This is a genomic window from Streptomyces sp. SID1328 (assembly GCF_009865595.1).
GTDB classification, from domain to species: Bacteria; Actinomycetota; Actinomycetes; order Streptomycetales; family Streptomycetaceae; genus Streptomyces; species Streptomyces griseoluteus.
In genome coordinates, this window is sequence record NZ_WWKH01000144.1 from 1 (window position 1) to 14,570 (window position 14,570).

General features: G+C 72.0%; 15 protein-coding genes and 1 pseudogene. 9 read left to right on the forward strand and 7 right to left on the reverse strand.

Translation table 11 applies throughout. The features are described 5' to 3' along the window. The first annotated feature begins 96 nt into the window (after positions 1–96). Entirely contained in the window at positions 97–1,134 is a 1,038-nt protein-coding gene (locus GT030_RS04485) for an SRPBCC family protein (protein WP_161199945.1), read from the forward strand. A 62-nt stretch (positions 1,135–1,196) separates the two neighbouring features. Here GT030_RS04485 and GT030_RS04490 read toward each other — a convergent pair whose 3' ends face one another. After that, on the reverse strand, positions 1,197–2,390 hold the full coding sequence (locus GT030_RS04490; protein ID WP_161199946.1) for an epoxide hydrolase family protein: 1,194 nt from the start codon (positions 2,388–2,390) through the stop codon (positions 1,197–1,199). A 54-nt stretch (positions 2,391–2,444) separates the two neighbouring features. Continuing rightward, complete coding sequence (locus GT030_RS04495) at positions 2,445–2,639, reverse strand: DUF6480 family protein (RefSeq protein WP_161199947.1); 195 nt, start codon at positions 2,637–2,639, stop codon at positions 2,445–2,447. A gap of 116 nt (positions 2,640–2,755) precedes the next feature. Here GT030_RS04495 and GT030_RS04500 point away from each other — a divergent pair, with 116 nt between their 5' ends. The 4 genes and pseudogenes from GT030_RS04500 to GT030_RS04510 all read left to right on the forward strand — a co-directional run. Next, entirely contained in the window at positions 2,756–4,054 is a 1,299-nt protein-coding gene (locus GT030_RS04500; RefSeq protein WP_161199948.1) for a GAF domain-containing SpoIIE family protein phosphatase, read from the forward strand. A 135-nt stretch (positions 4,055–4,189) separates the two neighbouring features. After that, the gene (locus GT030_RS37035; protein WP_272920657.1) at positions 4,190–4,318 is read left to right on the forward strand and encodes a hypothetical protein; all 129 of its coding nucleotides are present in this window, start codon (positions 4,190–4,192) and stop codon (positions 4,316–4,318) included. 120 nt (positions 4,319–4,438) lie between these two features. Further along, the gene (ligD, locus tag GT030_RS04505) at positions 4,439–5,359 is read left to right on the forward strand and encodes a non-homologous end-joining DNA ligase (protein ID WP_161199949.1); all 921 of its coding nucleotides are present in this window, start codon (positions 4,439–4,441) and stop codon (positions 5,357–5,359) included. A 50-nt stretch (positions 5,360–5,409) separates the two neighbouring features. Further along, positions 5,410–5,565 (forward strand): annotated as a pseudogene (locus tag GT030_RS04510) (amidinotransferase); the annotation flags it as partial. Between the two features lie 10 nt (positions 5,566–5,575). Here the strand turns inward: GT030_RS04510 and GT030_RS04515 are convergent. Next, positions 5,576–7,096 carry an MFS transporter gene (locus tag GT030_RS04515; protein ID WP_161199950.1) on the reverse strand — a complete coding sequence of 507 codons (1,521 nt, stop codon included), beginning with the start codon at positions 7,094–7,096 and terminating at the stop codon, positions 5,576–5,578. A gap of 195 nt (positions 7,097–7,291) precedes the next feature. Between GT030_RS04515 and proP the strand changes: the two genes are divergently transcribed. Beyond that, positions 7,292–8,794 carry a glycine betaine/L-proline transporter ProP gene (proP, locus tag GT030_RS04520; protein ID WP_161199951.1) on the forward strand — a complete coding sequence of 501 codons (1,503 nt, stop codon included), beginning with the start codon at positions 7,292–7,294 and terminating at the stop codon, positions 8,792–8,794. Between the two features lie 78 nt (positions 8,795–8,872). Here proP and GT030_RS04525 read toward each other — a convergent pair whose 3' ends face one another. Genes GT030_RS04525 through GT030_RS04535 form a run of 3 tightly spaced genes read right to left on the reverse strand, consistent with a single transcriptional unit; the run spans position 8,873 to position 10,847 of the window. Further along, the gene (locus GT030_RS04525) at positions 8,873–9,679 is read right to left on the reverse strand and encodes an SAM-dependent methyltransferase (protein ID WP_161199952.1); all 807 of its coding nucleotides are present in this window, start codon (positions 9,677–9,679) and stop codon (positions 8,873–8,875) included. Between the two features lie 35 nt (positions 9,680–9,714). Beyond that, a complete protein-coding gene (locus tag GT030_RS04530; protein WP_031181346.1) occupies positions 9,715–9,972 on the reverse strand; it encodes a DUF397 domain-containing protein in 258 nt (85 codons plus the stop codon). Beyond that, positions 9,969–10,847 (reverse strand): helix-turn-helix transcriptional regulator, encoded by an 879-nt coding sequence (locus GT030_RS04535; protein WP_161199953.1) that lies wholly within the window; start codon positions 10,845–10,847, stop codon positions 9,969–9,971. Before GT030_RS04535 ends, GT030_RS04530 begins: the two co-directional genes overlap by 4 nt. 162 nt (positions 10,848–11,009) lie before the next feature. On the opposite strand from GT030_RS04535, the gene GT030_RS04540 reads away from it, so the two are divergent. Further along, positions 11,010–11,450, forward strand: coding sequence for an ATP-binding protein (locus GT030_RS04540; protein ID WP_161199954.1), 441 nt, complete (start codon positions 11,010–11,012; stop codon positions 11,448–11,450). On the opposite strand, the gene GT030_RS04545 is transcribed toward GT030_RS04540, so the two are convergent. Beyond that, positions 11,451–12,782, reverse strand: coding sequence for a SpoIIE family protein phosphatase (locus tag GT030_RS04545; RefSeq protein ID WP_161199957.1), 1,332 nt, complete (start codon positions 12,780–12,782; stop codon positions 11,451–11,453). 155 nt (positions 12,783–12,937) lie between these two features. Here GT030_RS04545 and GT030_RS04550 point away from each other — a divergent pair, with 155 nt between their 5' ends. Beyond that, positions 12,938–13,753, forward strand: a complete 816-nt coding sequence (locus GT030_RS04550; protein ID WP_161199955.1) for an SAM-dependent methyltransferase — start codon at positions 12,938–12,940, stop codon at positions 13,751–13,753. Positions 13,754–13,844: 91 nt separating this feature from the next. Further along, positions 13,845–14,432: a lytic transglycosylase domain-containing protein gene (locus GT030_RS04555; RefSeq protein WP_161199956.1), complete on the forward strand. Its 588-nt coding sequence runs from the start codon at positions 13,845–13,847 to the stop codon at positions 14,430–14,432. Positions 14,433–14,570 lie beyond the last annotated feature (138 nt).

Here is a 14,570-nt window from a genome sequence, read left to right on the forward strand (position 1 = left end):
CCGGCCAAGAAGCAGGCGGCGAAGAAGGCTCCCGCGAAGAAGGCTCCGGCCAAGAAGCAGGCCGCCAAGAAGACCACCGGGCGGCGGAGGTAGGCCATGGCAGACACCAAGACCGACACCGACAAGGGTGACGCCAAGGAGCAGGCCGGCTCCGGCCTCGACGCGCTGCGCGACGAACTCGTCGACTACCTCGGCGCCCAGGCGGAACACCTGGTGGAGAAGACGGGGGAGAAGCTCACCGGCCTCACCCAGCAGCTCCTCGACTCGGCCGACAACGGCGGTGGCTTCCTCACCGGCGTGGGCAGCCGCATCCTCAAGGGCGACTCACCACTGAAGGCACTGGTCTCCCAGAAGGCCGGGGACATCAAGGACAAGGTGGTCGAGGGGGCGAAGAGCTTGTTCGGCAAGAGCAGGGGGAAGTCCGACAGACCCAAGATGACGAACATCATCGAGGTCCTGGACATCGGACAGCCGCTGCGCACCACCTACGACCAGTGGACCCAGTACGACAAGTTCAGCGGCTTCACCAAGGGCGTGCTGAGCGTCTCTCAGAGCGACGAGGTCACCAGCGACTGGAAGCTGAAGGTCGGCCCCTCCAAGCGCGGTTACAAGGCGAGCGTGCGGGAGCAGATCCCGGACCAGCGGATCGTCTGGAACTCCGAGGGCCCCAAGGGCACCACCCACGGCTGCGTGACCTTCCACGAACTCGCCCCGGAACTGACCCGGGTCGTCCTCGTCGTCGAGTACTTCCCGGCCGGCTTCTTCGAGAAGACCGGCAACATCTGGCGCGCCCAGGGCCGCCGTCTGCGGCTGGACTTCAAGCACTTCCAGCGCTACGTCAGCTTCGTCGACCCGGACGAGGTGGAGGGCTGGCGCGGCGAGATCCGCGACGGCGAGGTGGTCCGCTCCCACGAGGAGGCCGTGGAGGAGGAGCAGCGAGAAGCGGGCGAAGAAGGCGAAGAGGGTCAAGAGGGCGAAGAGGGCGAAGGCGGCGAGGAGGAGTACGAGGACGAGTACGACGACGAGGAAGAGGGCGGCGAAGAGGACGAGGAAGCCCCCGACGAAGAAGGCGACTACGAAGGGGACTACGAGGACGAAGAGGAAGAGGACGAGGAGGACGAGGAAGAGAGGTGAGACCCGTACCGCTCACCGGGCGCGCCCGTCCCCGCCACGACGGCCGCGCCCGGCAAGCATGATCAGCGCTTGGCCGGCTCCCGGAAGAACGCCCGGACATCACCCACCAGCAGCTCCGGCTGCTCCATCGCCGCGAAGTGCCCGCCCCGTCCGAACTCCGTCCAGCGCACGATGTTGTCGTGCCGCTCCGCGAGATGCCGCAGCGCGATGAAGTTCTCGCGCGGGAACGCGGCGAACGCGGTCGGCGTACGGGACGGCTCCGGCGACTGCCCCCAATGGTCCGCGTGGGCACGCTCGTAGTAGATGCGCGCGGACGAACCCGCCGTACCCGTCAGCCAGTACAGCATCACGTCGGTGAGCAGATGGTCGCGGCCGACGGCGTCCTCGGGGCGGTCCACCGAGTCGGTCCACTCCTTGAACTTCTTCGCGATCCACGCCAGTTGGCCCACGGGGGAGTCGGTGAGGGCGTAGGAGAGGGTCTGCGGACGGGTGGACTGGATGTCGGCGTATCCCTGCTGCTCACGGCGCCACTCCTTCATCCGCTCCCAGGAGGCGAGGGTGCGGGAGCGTTCGGCCGGGCTCAGCGCGGCGAGTTCCTCGCCGGTCGGCTCGGTGGTCGCACCGGCGCCCGGGATGAGGTTCAGGTGGACGCCGATGACGTGCTCGGGCCGGATACGGCCCAGCTCGCGGGAGACGACCGCGCCCCAGTCACCGCCCTGCGCGCCGTACCGCTCGTAGCCCAGGCGGTCCATCAGCTCCGCGAAGGCGGCCGCTGTCCTGCGGTACTCCCAGCCGGGCTCGCGGGTCGGGCCGGAGAAACCGAAGCCGGGGATGCTCGGCAGCACCAGATGGAAGGCGTCGGCCGGGTCGCCGCCGTGCGCGCGGGGGTCGGTCAGCGGGCCCACGATCCGCTCGAACTCGGCGAAGGAGCCGGGCCAGCCGTGCGTGACGATCAGCGGGGTGGCGTCCGGCTCGGGGGAGCGGATGTGCGCGAAGTGGATGTCCGCGCCGTCGATCGTCGTCATGAACTGCGGCCACTCGTTCAGCCGGGCCTCCGCCGCCCGCCAGTCGTATGTGTGCCGCCAGTACTCCGCCAGCTCGCGCAGATAGTCGCGCGGCACGCCGTAGTCCCAGCCCACTCCCGGCAGTTCGTCCGGCCAGCGGGTGCGGTCGAGGCGGTGGCGCAGGTCGGCCAGGTCGTTCTCCGGGATGTCGATGCGGAACGGTCGGATGCCGGAGTCCGGTGCGGTGGTCATGTCGGCGCAGCCTAGGCGCCCTGATCGACTCGGGCAGATCTTTTCCGGCGGGTCCTAGCGCATCAGCGCCACCGCCATGGCGAGCAGGCCGGCCGCGACCAGGGCCACCACCAGCATGATCAGGGTGAGCGGGACCGGTCCCCAGGCCCGTCGCGGCTCGGCGTGGGAGATGCCGGCCGAGGTGCTGCCCTCGGCGGGCGGGGTTTCGGTGGGCGGCACCCGGGGCCGCTCGGGTTCGGGGTTCGTCATGACGGCCACTCCTCTCCTGGGCCGGGTCGTGTCGCCGGCCGAGTACCCATGGGCCGAACGGCTCTCGCCGGGCGCCGCCCGTTGTTCCGGCCGGGCGGGCCGGGTACGTGCCCTGCATGGACGGCTTCGACGTGGACCAGGCGTTGCGGGAAGCACTGGACCGGCTCACCCTGCTGGACCAGACCGCCGCCGTACTGGCGAGCACGCTGGACGCGGCGGAGGGGATCAGCCGCGTGTGCCGGGTGCTCGTGCCCGCGCTGGCCGACTGGAGCGTGGGCGACCTGATGGACGAGGCGGGCCGGCTGGAGCGCGTCTGCGTCACCCGCCGCGAACCGGGCACCCCGATGGTCGGCATGACCGGTGTGCTGCCCGGCGTCGGGGAGGACTCCGACGACCCGTGGTCGCGGGTGCTGCGCGGAGCGGGCGCGCTGCTGCTGTCCGCCGAGCGGTTCGAGCCGGACCCGGAGACTCCCGATCCGCTCCACGCGCTCAACAGCGAGCTGTTCGGGCGGCTGGGCGGCGGCTCGGGCATCGTCGCGCCGCTGCGTGCCCGGCGGCGGGTGCTCGGCGCGCTGACCCTGGTCCGCGAGCCCGGTCGGGCCCCCTTCGGGGAGGAGGATCTGGTGCTGGTGGAGGGACTGGCGCACCGGGTGGCCCTCGCGGTGGACAACGCCCGGCTGCACGCCGAGGTGCAGACCATCGCCGAGCGCATGCAGCGCTCGCTGCTGCCCCGGCTGCCCGTCATCGACGGCCTGCGCATCGCCGCCCGCTACGTCCCCGCCGCCTCGTCCGCGCAGGTGGGCGGCGACTGGTACGACAGCTTCGAACTGCCCCAGGGCGACATCTCGCTGATCATCGGCGACGTGACCGGCCACGACCTCCAGGCGGCGGTCGCCATGAGCCAGATCCGCAACATGCTGCGCGGCATCGCCTGCGACCGCCAGGAGCCGCCCGGCCGCATCCTGCGCCGGCTGGACCTGGCGATGGCCGTCCTCTACCCGCAACAGACCGCCACCTGCGTCTACGCCCTGGTCAAGGGACCGGAGAACGGCCGCTACCAACTGGACTGGGCGTCCGCCGGCCATCTGCCGCCGCTGCTGGTCACCCCGGCCGGGGACACCACGTACCTGGACACCGGGCGCGGCCTGGTGCTCGGCGTCGAACCCGAGAGCCACCGCACCGGCGCCACGACCGTGCTGCCGCCCGCGAGCACCCTGCTGCTCTACACCGACGGCCTGGTCGAACGCCGGGGCGAGTCCCTCGACCACGGCCTCATCCGGCTGCGCCAGCACGCGGCCGCCCTGGTCGGCCAGGAGCTGGACGGGATGTGCGAGGAACTGCTCACCGGCCTCGCCCCGGACGCCGAGGACGACGTGGCCCTGATCGCCCTGCGGCTGCACGCCTCCGCCCTCTGACGCGGGCAGGCGGGCGGGCATGACAGGCGGGTCCGCGGCCGCCGTCGGCTGGAACCGGGAGAGCCTGCGCATCAACCTGCGCCCCAGCCGCAAGGCCCTACCCCGGCCGACCGGGGCTACGACGACGCGGCCACCGTGCAGGAGGACGCCGCCGTGCACACCGCGGGCGTCACCCGGACCGTGCTGGAGACCGTCTCCGACGAGGACCAGGCCACCCGGCTGGAGCCGGGCCCGGCGGCGTCGCCGTCTACGGTTCCCTGCTGACCCGGGCCCACCGCCTGGCCGACCAGCTGGTGTCGTCCGCGGAGTGCCCCGGTTACGGACCGCCGCCCCTCGGGTACCCGGCGGGACACGAGGGCCGAGCCGGGCCAGGGAGGGCGACACATGACCGCTGAGGACCACACGGTGCGCGCCGGGCGCCGTACCGTCGAGCTGCACCGGCCGGACAAGGTGCTCTTCCCGGCCGACGGCGACCACCCGGCGTACACCAAGGCGGACCTCGTGGCGTACTACCGCGAGGTGGCGCCCTTCATGCTGCCGGGGCTGCGCGGGCGGCCGCTGATGCTGGAGCGGTATCCCGACGGGATCGACGGGCCCCGGTTCATGCAGAAGAACACCCCCGAGTACTACCCGGAGTGGATCACGCGGGCCGAGGTGCCCAAGGAGGGCGGCACCGTCCGCCACACCGTGTGCGACAGCGTCGCCACCCTGCTCCACCTCGCCGACCAGGCATGTGTGACCCCGCACCGCTGGCTGTCCCGCGTGGACCACCCGGACGAGCCCGACCTGCTGGTCTTCGACCTCGATCCGGCGGAGGGCGCCGACGACTTCGGGCGGGTGCGCGAGGCGGCCCACTGGCTCGGCGAGGTGCTTCAGGAGCTGAAGCTGCCGTCGGTGCTGATGACCACCGGCTCGCGCGGTCTGCACGTCACCGTGCCGCTGCTGCCCAGGCAGGACTTCGACGCGGTGCGCGGATTCGCCCGTGACGTGGCCGACCTGCTCGTCGCCCAGCACCCCGACCGGCTGACCACCGCCGCCCGGAAACGGGACCGCGGCGACCGCCTCTACCTCGACGTGCAGCGCAACGGCTACGCCCAGACCGCCGTGGCCCCCTACGGCGTGCGCGCCCGCCCCGGCGCCCCGGTCGCCACCCCGCTCGCCTGGGACCAGCTCGACGACCCGGACCTCGGCCCCCGCCGCTGGACCATCGCCGACGCCGTCGACCAGGCCCGCACCCACCCCTGGCCCGCCCTGCGCGGCCACGCCCTGGACCCGGCCCGGCGCCGCCTGGAGGAGCTCGTGTGATGCAGACACACCCGACCGCGGCCGCCGCCGGTTCCCGCCCGGACGCCGTCGAGCGCCATCACACCGGCATGGTGCGCGCGCTTCAGCGGTGGGGGTTCGAGACCGTCCCCTGCGAGTTGCTGCACTGCGCGCCCCTCGGCGGCTCCTTCCACTGCGCCACCCTCGACGTCCGGCGCCGGGGCGTGGCGCAGTCCTGCTTCCTCTGAGGGCGGCGGCTCAGTGCTGCCGGGCGTGCACGGGGTTGTTGGCGACCTCGTCCGGGCACCTCCGGTGAGCCGTCCGGCCCGGCCGGTCCCGGCGCCAGTCGAACGCGGCGAGGGCCAGGGAGGCGGTCATGCCGGCCAGCGCGGCGACCAGGGCCGTGACGAGCGCGGTGCGGTAGTCGCCGTGGGTGCCGCCGAGCACCACGTAGAACAGGCCAGGCAGCGCGGCCGTACCCACCGCGGCGCCGAGCCGTTGCCCGGTCTGCAGCGCGCCCCCAGCCGCGCCCGCCATCCGCACCGGGACGTCGCGCAGGGTCATGGTGATGTTGGGGGACACCACGAAGCCGGAGCCGATACCGCCGAGGAACAGCACCGGTGCGGCCACCCAGGGCGCGATGCCGAGCGGCGCCAGCCGCAGCAGCAGCGCGGTGCCGCCGAGGCCCAGGATCACCCCCACCAGGCCGCACACCGTCAGCACCCGGCCGAACCGCTCCACCAGCCGCCCGGCGAGCACGGCCGCGCTCGCCGAACCGATCGCGAAAGCCGTCACGGCGAGGCCCGACTTGAGCGGGGAGTAGCCGAGCCCGTGCTGGTAGAACAGCGCGAACACCAGCCACACCCCGCTGAAGCCGACGAAGTACAGCGTGCCCACCCCCGCGCCGACCGCGTAGCCGCGCACCGTGCTGAACAGCCGCGGATCGAGCAGCGGCTGCTTGTCACGGGCGACCAGGCGCCGCTGCCACAGCACGAAGGCGGCCAGCAGCACCACCGCGACCGGGAACAGCCACCACAGCCGCGCGAGGCCGCCCGAGTCCGCCTGGACCAGCGGATACATCAGCGCCAGCACGCCGGTGCCGAGCAGCAGGATGCCCAGCACGTCGACGCTCCCGCGCCCCTTGCGCTCGATGCGGGGCAGCAGCCGGCGGCCCAGCAGGACCGCGAGCAGCCCGATGGGGACGTTGACGTAGAAGATCCACCGCCAGCCCTGCTCGCCGGAGGCGACGGCGAGGATGGCGCCGCCGGTGATCGGGCCGATGGCGGAGGATATGCCCACGGTCGCGCCGAGGAAGCCGAAGGCCCGCCCGCGCTCCTCGCCCCGGAACATCTGCTGGATCAGCGCCGAGTTCTGCGGCGCCATGAACCCCGCCGCCAGCCCCTGGCAGAGCCGCGCCAGCACCAGCAGCCTGATGTCCGGCGCCGCGCCGCACGCCGCGCTGAAGATCACGAACCCGCTGAGCGCCAGCAGGAAGATACGGCGCCGGTCCAGCGCGTCGCCCAGCCGCCCGGCGGTGACCAGCGCGAGCGCGAAGGTCAGGGCGTACCCGGACACCACCCATTGCACCTCGGCCGGGGTGGCGTGCAGATCCCGCTGGATGGTGGGGAGCGCGACCGCGACGATCGTCACGTCCAGCAGGCTCATGAAACCGGCGACCAGGGTCACCCACAGGGCCCGCCACCGGCGCGGGTCGGGTTCGTACCCGTCTCCCGGTGCGGACGGCCGCCCGCCGCCCGCCGTCGATGCCGAAGCAGTCACCAGGGCTCCTCTCACCGGGGACGAACACCGGGCATCCGGGTTCCCCCAAGGCTCCCCGGCACGCACCGGCACTCGTACGGCCCCACTTCGATCACCCTCGGTAGCAGCGCGGCCGCGCAGTGAAGAGGATCGTTTGAGCGCGCGCTGACTGCGCAGGTGTTCTGCTTGAAAACGTGTACGGCGAAAGGAACACCCATGGCGGCCCTCGACAACGAAGATCCGGTGGACCCCGGCGCGGTCAGACGTCACCGTGTGCTGTTCCGCGCGATCGAGCGGCGGCGCAACCCCAAGCTGCGCCGCAGCGACATCACCGTGACGGACCAGGCCGCCGTGAAGCGCGCCACCAAGGCGGCCGCGCTCGGCAACGCCATGGAGTGGTACGACTTCGGCATCTACAGCTACCTCGCGGCCACCCTCGGCAAGGTGTTCTTCCCCTCGGGGAACGACACGGTGCAGTTGCTCAGCTCCTTCGCCACCTTCGCCGTCGCCTTCCTGGTGCGCCCGCTCGGCGGCATGGTCTTCGGCCCGCTCGGCGACAAGATCGGCCGTAAGCGCGTCCTGTCCATGACGATGATCATGATGGCGGTGGGCACCTTCGCCATCGGTCTGATCCCCTCGCACGCCGCCATCGGCCTGTGGGCCCCGGCCCTGCTGATCCTCTTCCGGCTCATCCAGGGCTTCTCGACCGGCGGCGAGTACGGCGGCGCCTCCACCTTCATCGCGGAGTACGCCCCGGACAAGCGGCGCGGGTTCTTCGGCAGCTTCCTGGAGTTCGGCACGCTGGCCGGATACGTCGGCGCCTCCGGCCTGGTCGTCGTCCTGAGCACCGTGTTCAGCGAGGACCAGATGCTGCACTGGGGCTGGCGCATCCCGTTCCTGGTCGCGGCGCCGCTCGGCTTCATCGGCCTCTACCTGCGGCTCAAGCTCGACGAGACCCCCGCCTTCCAGAAGCTGGAGGGCGGCAACGTCCGGACGACCGAGGCCGCCGACGCCGTGGAGACCTCGGCCACCGCCGACCTCGGCAGGATCTTCACCCGGTACTGGCGGCCGCTGGTGCTGTGCCTCGCGCTCGTCGCGGCGTACAACATCACCGACTACATGCTGCTGTCCTACATGCCGACCTATCTGTCGGACGAACTGGGCTACCCCACCAACCACGGGCTGCTGATCCTGTTGCTGGTGATGGTGCTCCAGATGTGCGTCATCAACCAGGTCGGCCGGCTCTCCGACCGCTTCGGGCGCAAGCCGCTGCTGATGGCCGGGATGCTCGGGTTCGTCTTCCTGTCCGTGCCGGCCTTCCTGCTCATCCGGCAGGGCAGCGTCGTCCTCATCGCGCTGGGCCTGCTCATGATGGGCCTCTCCCTGGTGGCGATGCTCGGCACGATGTCGGCGGCGCTCCCGGCGATCTTCCCGACCCAGGTGCGCTACGGCTCCCTGTCGGTGGCCTACAACCTCGCCACCTCCGTCTTCGGCGGCACGACCCCGCTGGTGATCACCTACCTGATCAGCGTCTTCCACACCAACCTCATGCCCGCCTACTACGCCACCGCGGCCGCGGTCGTCGGTGTGATCGCGGTGCTGTGCATGAAGGAGACGGCGAACAAGCCGCTCGCGGGCTCGCCCCCGTCCGTGGAGACGGAGCAGGAGGCCGCGGAGATCGTCCAGGCCCAGGCCCAGGCCCCGGCGCCCAGGTTCTGACCCGCGCCGGACCCCGTACGACGGAACGCCCCCAGCCATCGCGGCACGGGGGCGTTCCGTCGTACGGGACAGCGGGGCCTACGGCTTGATGCCCACCGCGGTCCACAGGCTGACCTCCGCGTCCGTGGCGGTCGGCTCGGCGTCCGGGCGCCAGCGGTGGCCGACCTCGACGCCGGGCTCCAGCAGCTCCAGCCCGTCGAAGAAGCGCGCCACGTCCGCACGGGAGCGGAACTGCACCGGGGTCCCGGCCCCGTTGTAGATGTCGGTGACCTTCTGCCAGGTCGGCGCGTCGAAGTCGGGCGTGCAGTGGCTCAGGGCCAGCGCGCTGCCCGAGGGGAGCACGTCCAGCAGCCGGCTGACGATGCCGTACGGGTCCCGGTCGTCCGGCACGAAGTGCATCAGGGCGTTCAGGGACAGCGCGACCGGCCGCTCCATGTCCAGCACGTCGGTCAGCTCGGGGGCGTCCAGCAGCGACCGCGGGTCGTTGACGTCCGCCTCGATGTACGCGGTGCGCCCCTCGGCCGTGCTGCGCATCAGGCGCTCGGCGTACTTGAGGACCAGCGGGTCGTTGTCGGCGTACACCACCCGCGCGTCGGCCACCACGGACTGGGCGACCTGGTGCAGGTTGGGCTCGGTGGGGATGCCGGTGCCTATGTCCAGCCACTGCCGGATGCCGTGCTCCCGGGCGAGGACGCGGGTGGCGCGGTGCATGAAGGCGCGGTTCTCGCGGGCGCACACGAAGATGCCGGGATAGGCGGACGCCACCGCCTCGGCGGCGTGCTTGTCTATCTCGAAGTGGTCCTTGCCGCCCAGGTAGTAGTCGTACATCCGGGCGGAGTGGGGCCTGCTGGTGTCGATGTCCCGCGCCGCGTGTGAGTTGGTCATCCTGTCCCTTTTCGGTGTGTGCGTGGGGGGAGAAGTCAGCCGTTGGTCAGATGGTCGGCGAGGCCCCGCTTGACCCCCGCGACGAAGGCGGTGATCTCCTCCGGGGTGTAGATCAGCGCGGGTCCGGCGGGGTCGGTCGACTGGCGCAGCGCCACCCGGCCGTCGGCGAGTTGCTTGGTCTGTACGCACTGGCCGCCGTTGGGGCCGCTCCACGGCGACTCCCAGCCCTGCTCGCCGAGGTCGGAGGCGGGCATCCCGTTGTAGGCGTGGCCACGGCCGTCGATGGTGGTCATGAGTACTCCTTGCGCATGCGGTTCAGGAGCGCCCTGCTCTGCGTGTCGGAGGACAGCAGGGACATGCGGTTGTGCGCCTCCAGATGGGCGACGACGTCGGAGCGCTGGTCCAGGTACATCGCGCCGGAGAGGATCTCGCTGTAGACGATGTCCGGCAGCTCCGGCTCCTCGAACCGGAAGTACGTGAACGGCGCGCACGCCCCCACATGGGCACCGGCGGCGAACGGCACCACATCGACGCTGACGTGCGGCAGCTCGGAGAACTGCAGCAGCCGGTCGATCTGCTCCCGCATCACCTCGGGCCCGCCCACCACCCGGTGCAGCACGGCCTCCTCCATCACGACCCACAGCGTCGGCGAGTCGGCGCGCTCCAGCAGGGCACTGCGGCGCAGCCGCAGGTCCACCCGGCGCGCCAGGTCCTCGTCACCCTCGTTCGGGAAGCCGCCGGCGAGTACGGCGCGGGCGTACGCGTGGGTCTGGAGCAGGCCCGTCACATAGTGCGGCTCGTAGGTGCGCAGGGTCTTCGCACCCGTCTCCAGGCTCACGTACGCGCTGAACCAGCCCGGCACCACGTCGCGGTAGGCGTGCCACCAGCCGGGCTCGTTGGCCCGCTCGGCGAAGGCGACGAACTCGTCCCGCTCCTGCCGGGCCGCGCCGTACGTCTCCAGCAGCTTCTCCACATAGAGGGGCTTGAGCGCCACCTCGGCCTTCTCCAGCCGGCGGATGGTCAGCGCCGTGACCCTGAGCGCCCGCGCCGCCTCCTCCAGCGAGACGCCCGCCTCCAGGCGCCGCTCCTGCAGCCTGCGGCCCAGGACCATGCGCAGCACGGTGGGCGCACTCGCGCCGCTGCCCGCGCTCGAACGGCCTTCACTCACGCCCTACCTCCTGATGGGCTGTCACTCATAAGAGTGTGACAGGGAGTTGGTGAATCAACCAGACGGATAGCGGCTGTCTGTAATTATCAGGGAGTCGGTTGCAGCCTGAACTCCGTTGCGAGCATAGTTACTTGAGTGACCGCCTCAAGGAAGGCAATCATCGTGACCCCCACCACGACCTCGTCACCGGACCTGTTGGACGTCGCGGACCCGGACCAGACGCACTGGATCACTTTGCTCTCGCACCATTCCAGCGTCCGGATCGCCCGCCGCTCCATGCGGGACCGGCTGACCGGCTGGCTGCTGCCGGGAGAGCTGCGCGCGGATGCCGTGCTGCTCGTCTCCGAGCTGGCCACCAACGCCGTCCTGCACACCTCCAGCGTGCGCATCCTCTGCGGTGTCGGCCTCGTCGCCCCCGGCCGCCTGCGCATCGAGGTGCACGACCACGACTACTCGGGCCAGGGCCTCACCCGGCGCGAACCGGGCCCGGACGACGAGGGCGGCCGGGGGCTGGTGCTCGTCGAGCAGATCGCCGACTCCTGGGGGGTCGACCGATCCCGGCTCACCAGCGGCAACGCGGTCTGGGCGACCTTGAGTGCCTGATCAGCCTTCGCCGGGGGTGAGTTCGGCCAGGAGCAGGGTCCGGTCGTCCGTACCGTTGGTGCCGGAGGGTGCGTGCAGCAGGTACTCGCACAGGGCGGGCAGATCGGCGCCCGGTTCGGGAGCGGCCGCGTCGACGGAGTCGGCGAGGCGGCTTATCTGATGGTCGATGTCGGCATCGCGGGACTCCACCAGGCCGTCGCTGTACAGCACCAGCAGCGCGGGCTCCGGGACGCTGAACACGGTCGCCTCGTAGTGGCCGGTGCCGAGCCCCAGGGGCAGGCCGGGCTCGGTAAGGGGGACCGGGGCCGTCTTCCCGTCCGGGCCGCGCAGCAGCGGGGGCGGATGGCCGGCGCTCACCAGGGTGCAGGTGCGCTCCCTGGGCGACCACTCGGCGTAGACACAGGTGGCGAAGGAAGCGCCGGGCGTGTCACAGGCCAGCGCGTCCAGCCGCCGCACGAGATCCACCGCCGGTATGTCGAACCCAGCGAACGCACGTATCGCCGTGCGGAGTTGAAGCATGGCGACGGCGGACTCCGGGCCGTGGCCCATCGCGTCGCCCACGATCAGGCTGACCCGCCCGTCCGGCCGTCGCAGCACGTCGTACCAGTCGCCGCCTATCACCGTGTCCTCGCCGGCGGGCAGCGAGCCGTGGCTCACCCGGCATCCCTCGAACCGCTGGAGCGTGCCCGAGGGCAGGCTGCCCCGGATGGCCAGCGTGGTGCGCCGCTCGCGCTCGTAGCGGCGGGCGTTGTCCAGGGCGACCGAGGCCCGCGCCGCGAGCGCCTCCACGGCCGTCACCTCGGTGGACCCGAACGGCTCCCGGTCCGGCCCGCGCGTGCAGGCGACGAAGCCGATCGTGACCTCCCGCAGCCGCAGCGGCACGACCAGGAAGGACGCGGTCCGTAACAACTCGTCCATCCGCGCGTCCCCGTTGCCGGAGGCGCGCAGTCGCGCGGAGGTGTGCGGGTCCACCGAGTCCAGCAACTGCGCCTGCCCGGAGGACAGCGCGCGGGCGTACGGCGTCTCGCGGGGGAAGACGATCACCTCGCCGACCGGCAGCAGCTTCTCCCAACCCTCCCGCGCGTCCGCCCCCACCCGCAGCGCCAGCCGGTGCGCCTCGATCCGAGGCGGGTCCGGTGCCACGCCCGCCTGCTCCCCCCGGCGCCACCGCTCCAGCAGGTACACCGAGGCCGCGTCGGCGAAGGCCGGGGCCAGCGCGTGGGTGAACTGGGCGCCGGTCAGCGGCAGATCGAGCGCCGAGCCGATCGCGTCGGCGGCGGGGGAGAGGAGCGGCCGGCGCGGCGAGGTCCGGGCGTCGGGCGGTTCGCCGATGCGGCTGCGCGGGTCGTTCCGCAGAGTCGTGCCTTTCCGGGGTGAGGGCGACCGACCGCGCGCCGGGCCGGGGGAGGCGGGGCGGGGCGTCGCTCGTCGTTCCGGGGCAACTATATGATGCGTCGTCAAGTCGCATTCAAGGGAAGGAAGTTGCGATGTCCGACAGCGCGGTTGCGGGTTCCGGGGCAGAGCCCGACAAGGCGAGCGTCGCCCGGATGTACGACGCGATGCTGGGCGGACAGCACAACTTCGCCATCGACCGGGAGGCGGTGGCCGCCTTCACCGCCATCGACCCCCGGGTGCGTACCCTCGCACGGGCCAACCGGGACTTCCTCGGCCGGGCCGTGCGCTTCCTGATCGACTCCGGCGTACGGCAGTTCATCGACCTCGGCTCCGGCATCCCCACCCAGGGCAACGTCCACGAGGTGGCCCAGGCGGCCGACCCGGACGCCCGCGTGGTGTACGTCGACAACGATCCCGTCGCCGTGGCGCACAGCGCGTCCCTGCTCGCGGACAACCCCGGCGCGGACATCGTCGACGGCGACATCCGCAGGCCCGCCGACATCCTTGAGGCACCGCAGCTCCGCAAGCTGATCGACTTCGAGCAGCCCGTCGCCGTACTGATGATCACGATCCTGCACTTCATCACCCCGGAGGAGGACCCGCACACCCTCGTGGCCGCCTTCCGGGACGCGCTGCCCGAGGGGAGCTGGCTGGCGCTGTCCCACGCGACCAACCAGGACCGCCCCGGCACGGCCGCCGCCGTGGGGCAGCTCTACCGCTCCCGCGCCACCTCCCCGGTGACCGCCCGCTCGTACGAGGAGATCCTCGGCCTCTTCGACGGCTTCGACCTCGCCGAGCCCGGTCTGGTCCACGTCCCGCTGTGGCGTCCCGACCCGGCCGAGGCGCTCCCGGACAATCCGACCGAGTACTGGGTGTACGCCGGGGTCGGGCGGACCACCCGCGGGTAGGGGATTGAGGGCGCGGCGCACGGGCACCTGGTGGCCAGAAGGACGGCGGGCGTCCCGCCGTCCGGCTGTTGTCAGGGGAAAGGCCGTGCTCATGGACAGAAGACCGACCCGGGCGACGCACGATCCCGGTCGTGCCCCCACCCCGCCCCTGCTCCCCGGCGGCTACGACCCGGCCGACTACGCCGGGACCGTGGCCCGCAGTGCCGAGACGGCCGGGGTGTCGCCGGTGCTGCTGATGACCGTCCTGCACAACGAGGCGTACAAACCGCACCACCCGCTCCTCGAACGTCTGTGGCAGTGGTGGAAGCCCGGCGCGTCCTTCGGCGTGGCCAACATGCACCGGGCGGCCTTCGAATCGGTCCGGCGCGCCTACGGCCTGTCGGGGCGCTGGGAGGACCTGCGGGACGATCCCGCGTTCGCCGTCCGCGTCGCGGCCCTGCACCTGAGGGACCTCGACCGGGCCCTTCCGCGCACCCACGTGCGCCGCTACACCCGCGACGAGCTGCTCGCCCTCGGCTACAACGCGGGCGAACGGAACATGCGGGCCTTCGCGCGGGGCGTCCCGCCGGGGCCCATGGCCCGGTCGTACCTGCGGCGCTACCGCGAGTACCGGGGCCGGGCCGGCGACGCGCTGGCCGAGGGCGGCAGGCCGCGCGACCCGGACGCGGTCGTGAGCTGAGCCGCAAGCCTCCCCGGCCCACCGGATGCAGACGGCCGCTTTCTGGGTGACGGTAGTTGCAGGGGCCCACCGGCATGCAGCGCGCCGCCGGAGGGTCCACCACGGCGACGCGAGGAGGAACTGTGGCTACTTCCGATC

Coding starts and splice junctions, on each gene's coding strand:
- GT030_RS04485 (WP_161199945.1), top strand. CDS start 97: ATGGCAGACACCAAGACCGACACCGACAAGGGTGACGCCAAGGAGCAG.
- GT030_RS04490 (WP_161199946.1), bottom strand. CDS start 2,390: ATGACCACCGCACCGGACTCCGGCATCCGACCGTTCCGCATCGACATC.
- GT030_RS04495 (WP_161199947.1), bottom strand. CDS start 2,639: ATGACGAACCCCGAACCCGAGCGGCCCCGGGTGCCGCCCACCGAAACC.
- GT030_RS04500 (WP_161199948.1), top strand. CDS start 2,756: ATGGACGGCTTCGACGTGGACCAGGCGTTGCGGGAAGCACTGGACCGG.
- ligD (WP_161199949.1), top strand. CDS start 4,439: ATGACCGCTGAGGACCACACGGTGCGCGCCGGGCGCCGTACCGTCGAG.
- proP (WP_161199951.1), top strand. CDS start 7,292: ATGGCGGCCCTCGACAACGAAGATCCGGTGGACCCCGGCGCGGTCAGA.
- GT030_RS04525 (WP_161199952.1), bottom strand. CDS start 9,679: ATGACCAACTCACACGCGGCGCGGGACATCGACACCAGCAGGCCCCAC.
- GT030_RS04530 (WP_031181346.1), bottom strand. CDS start 9,972: ATGACCACCATCGACGGCCGTGGCCACGCCTACAACGGGATGCCCGCC.
- GT030_RS04550 (WP_161199955.1), top strand. CDS start 12,938: ATGTCCGACAGCGCGGTTGCGGGTTCCGGGGCAGAGCCCGACAAGGCG.
- GT030_RS04555 (WP_161199956.1), top strand. CDS start 13,845: ATGGACAGAAGACCGACCCGGGCGACGCACGATCCCGGTCGTGCCCCC.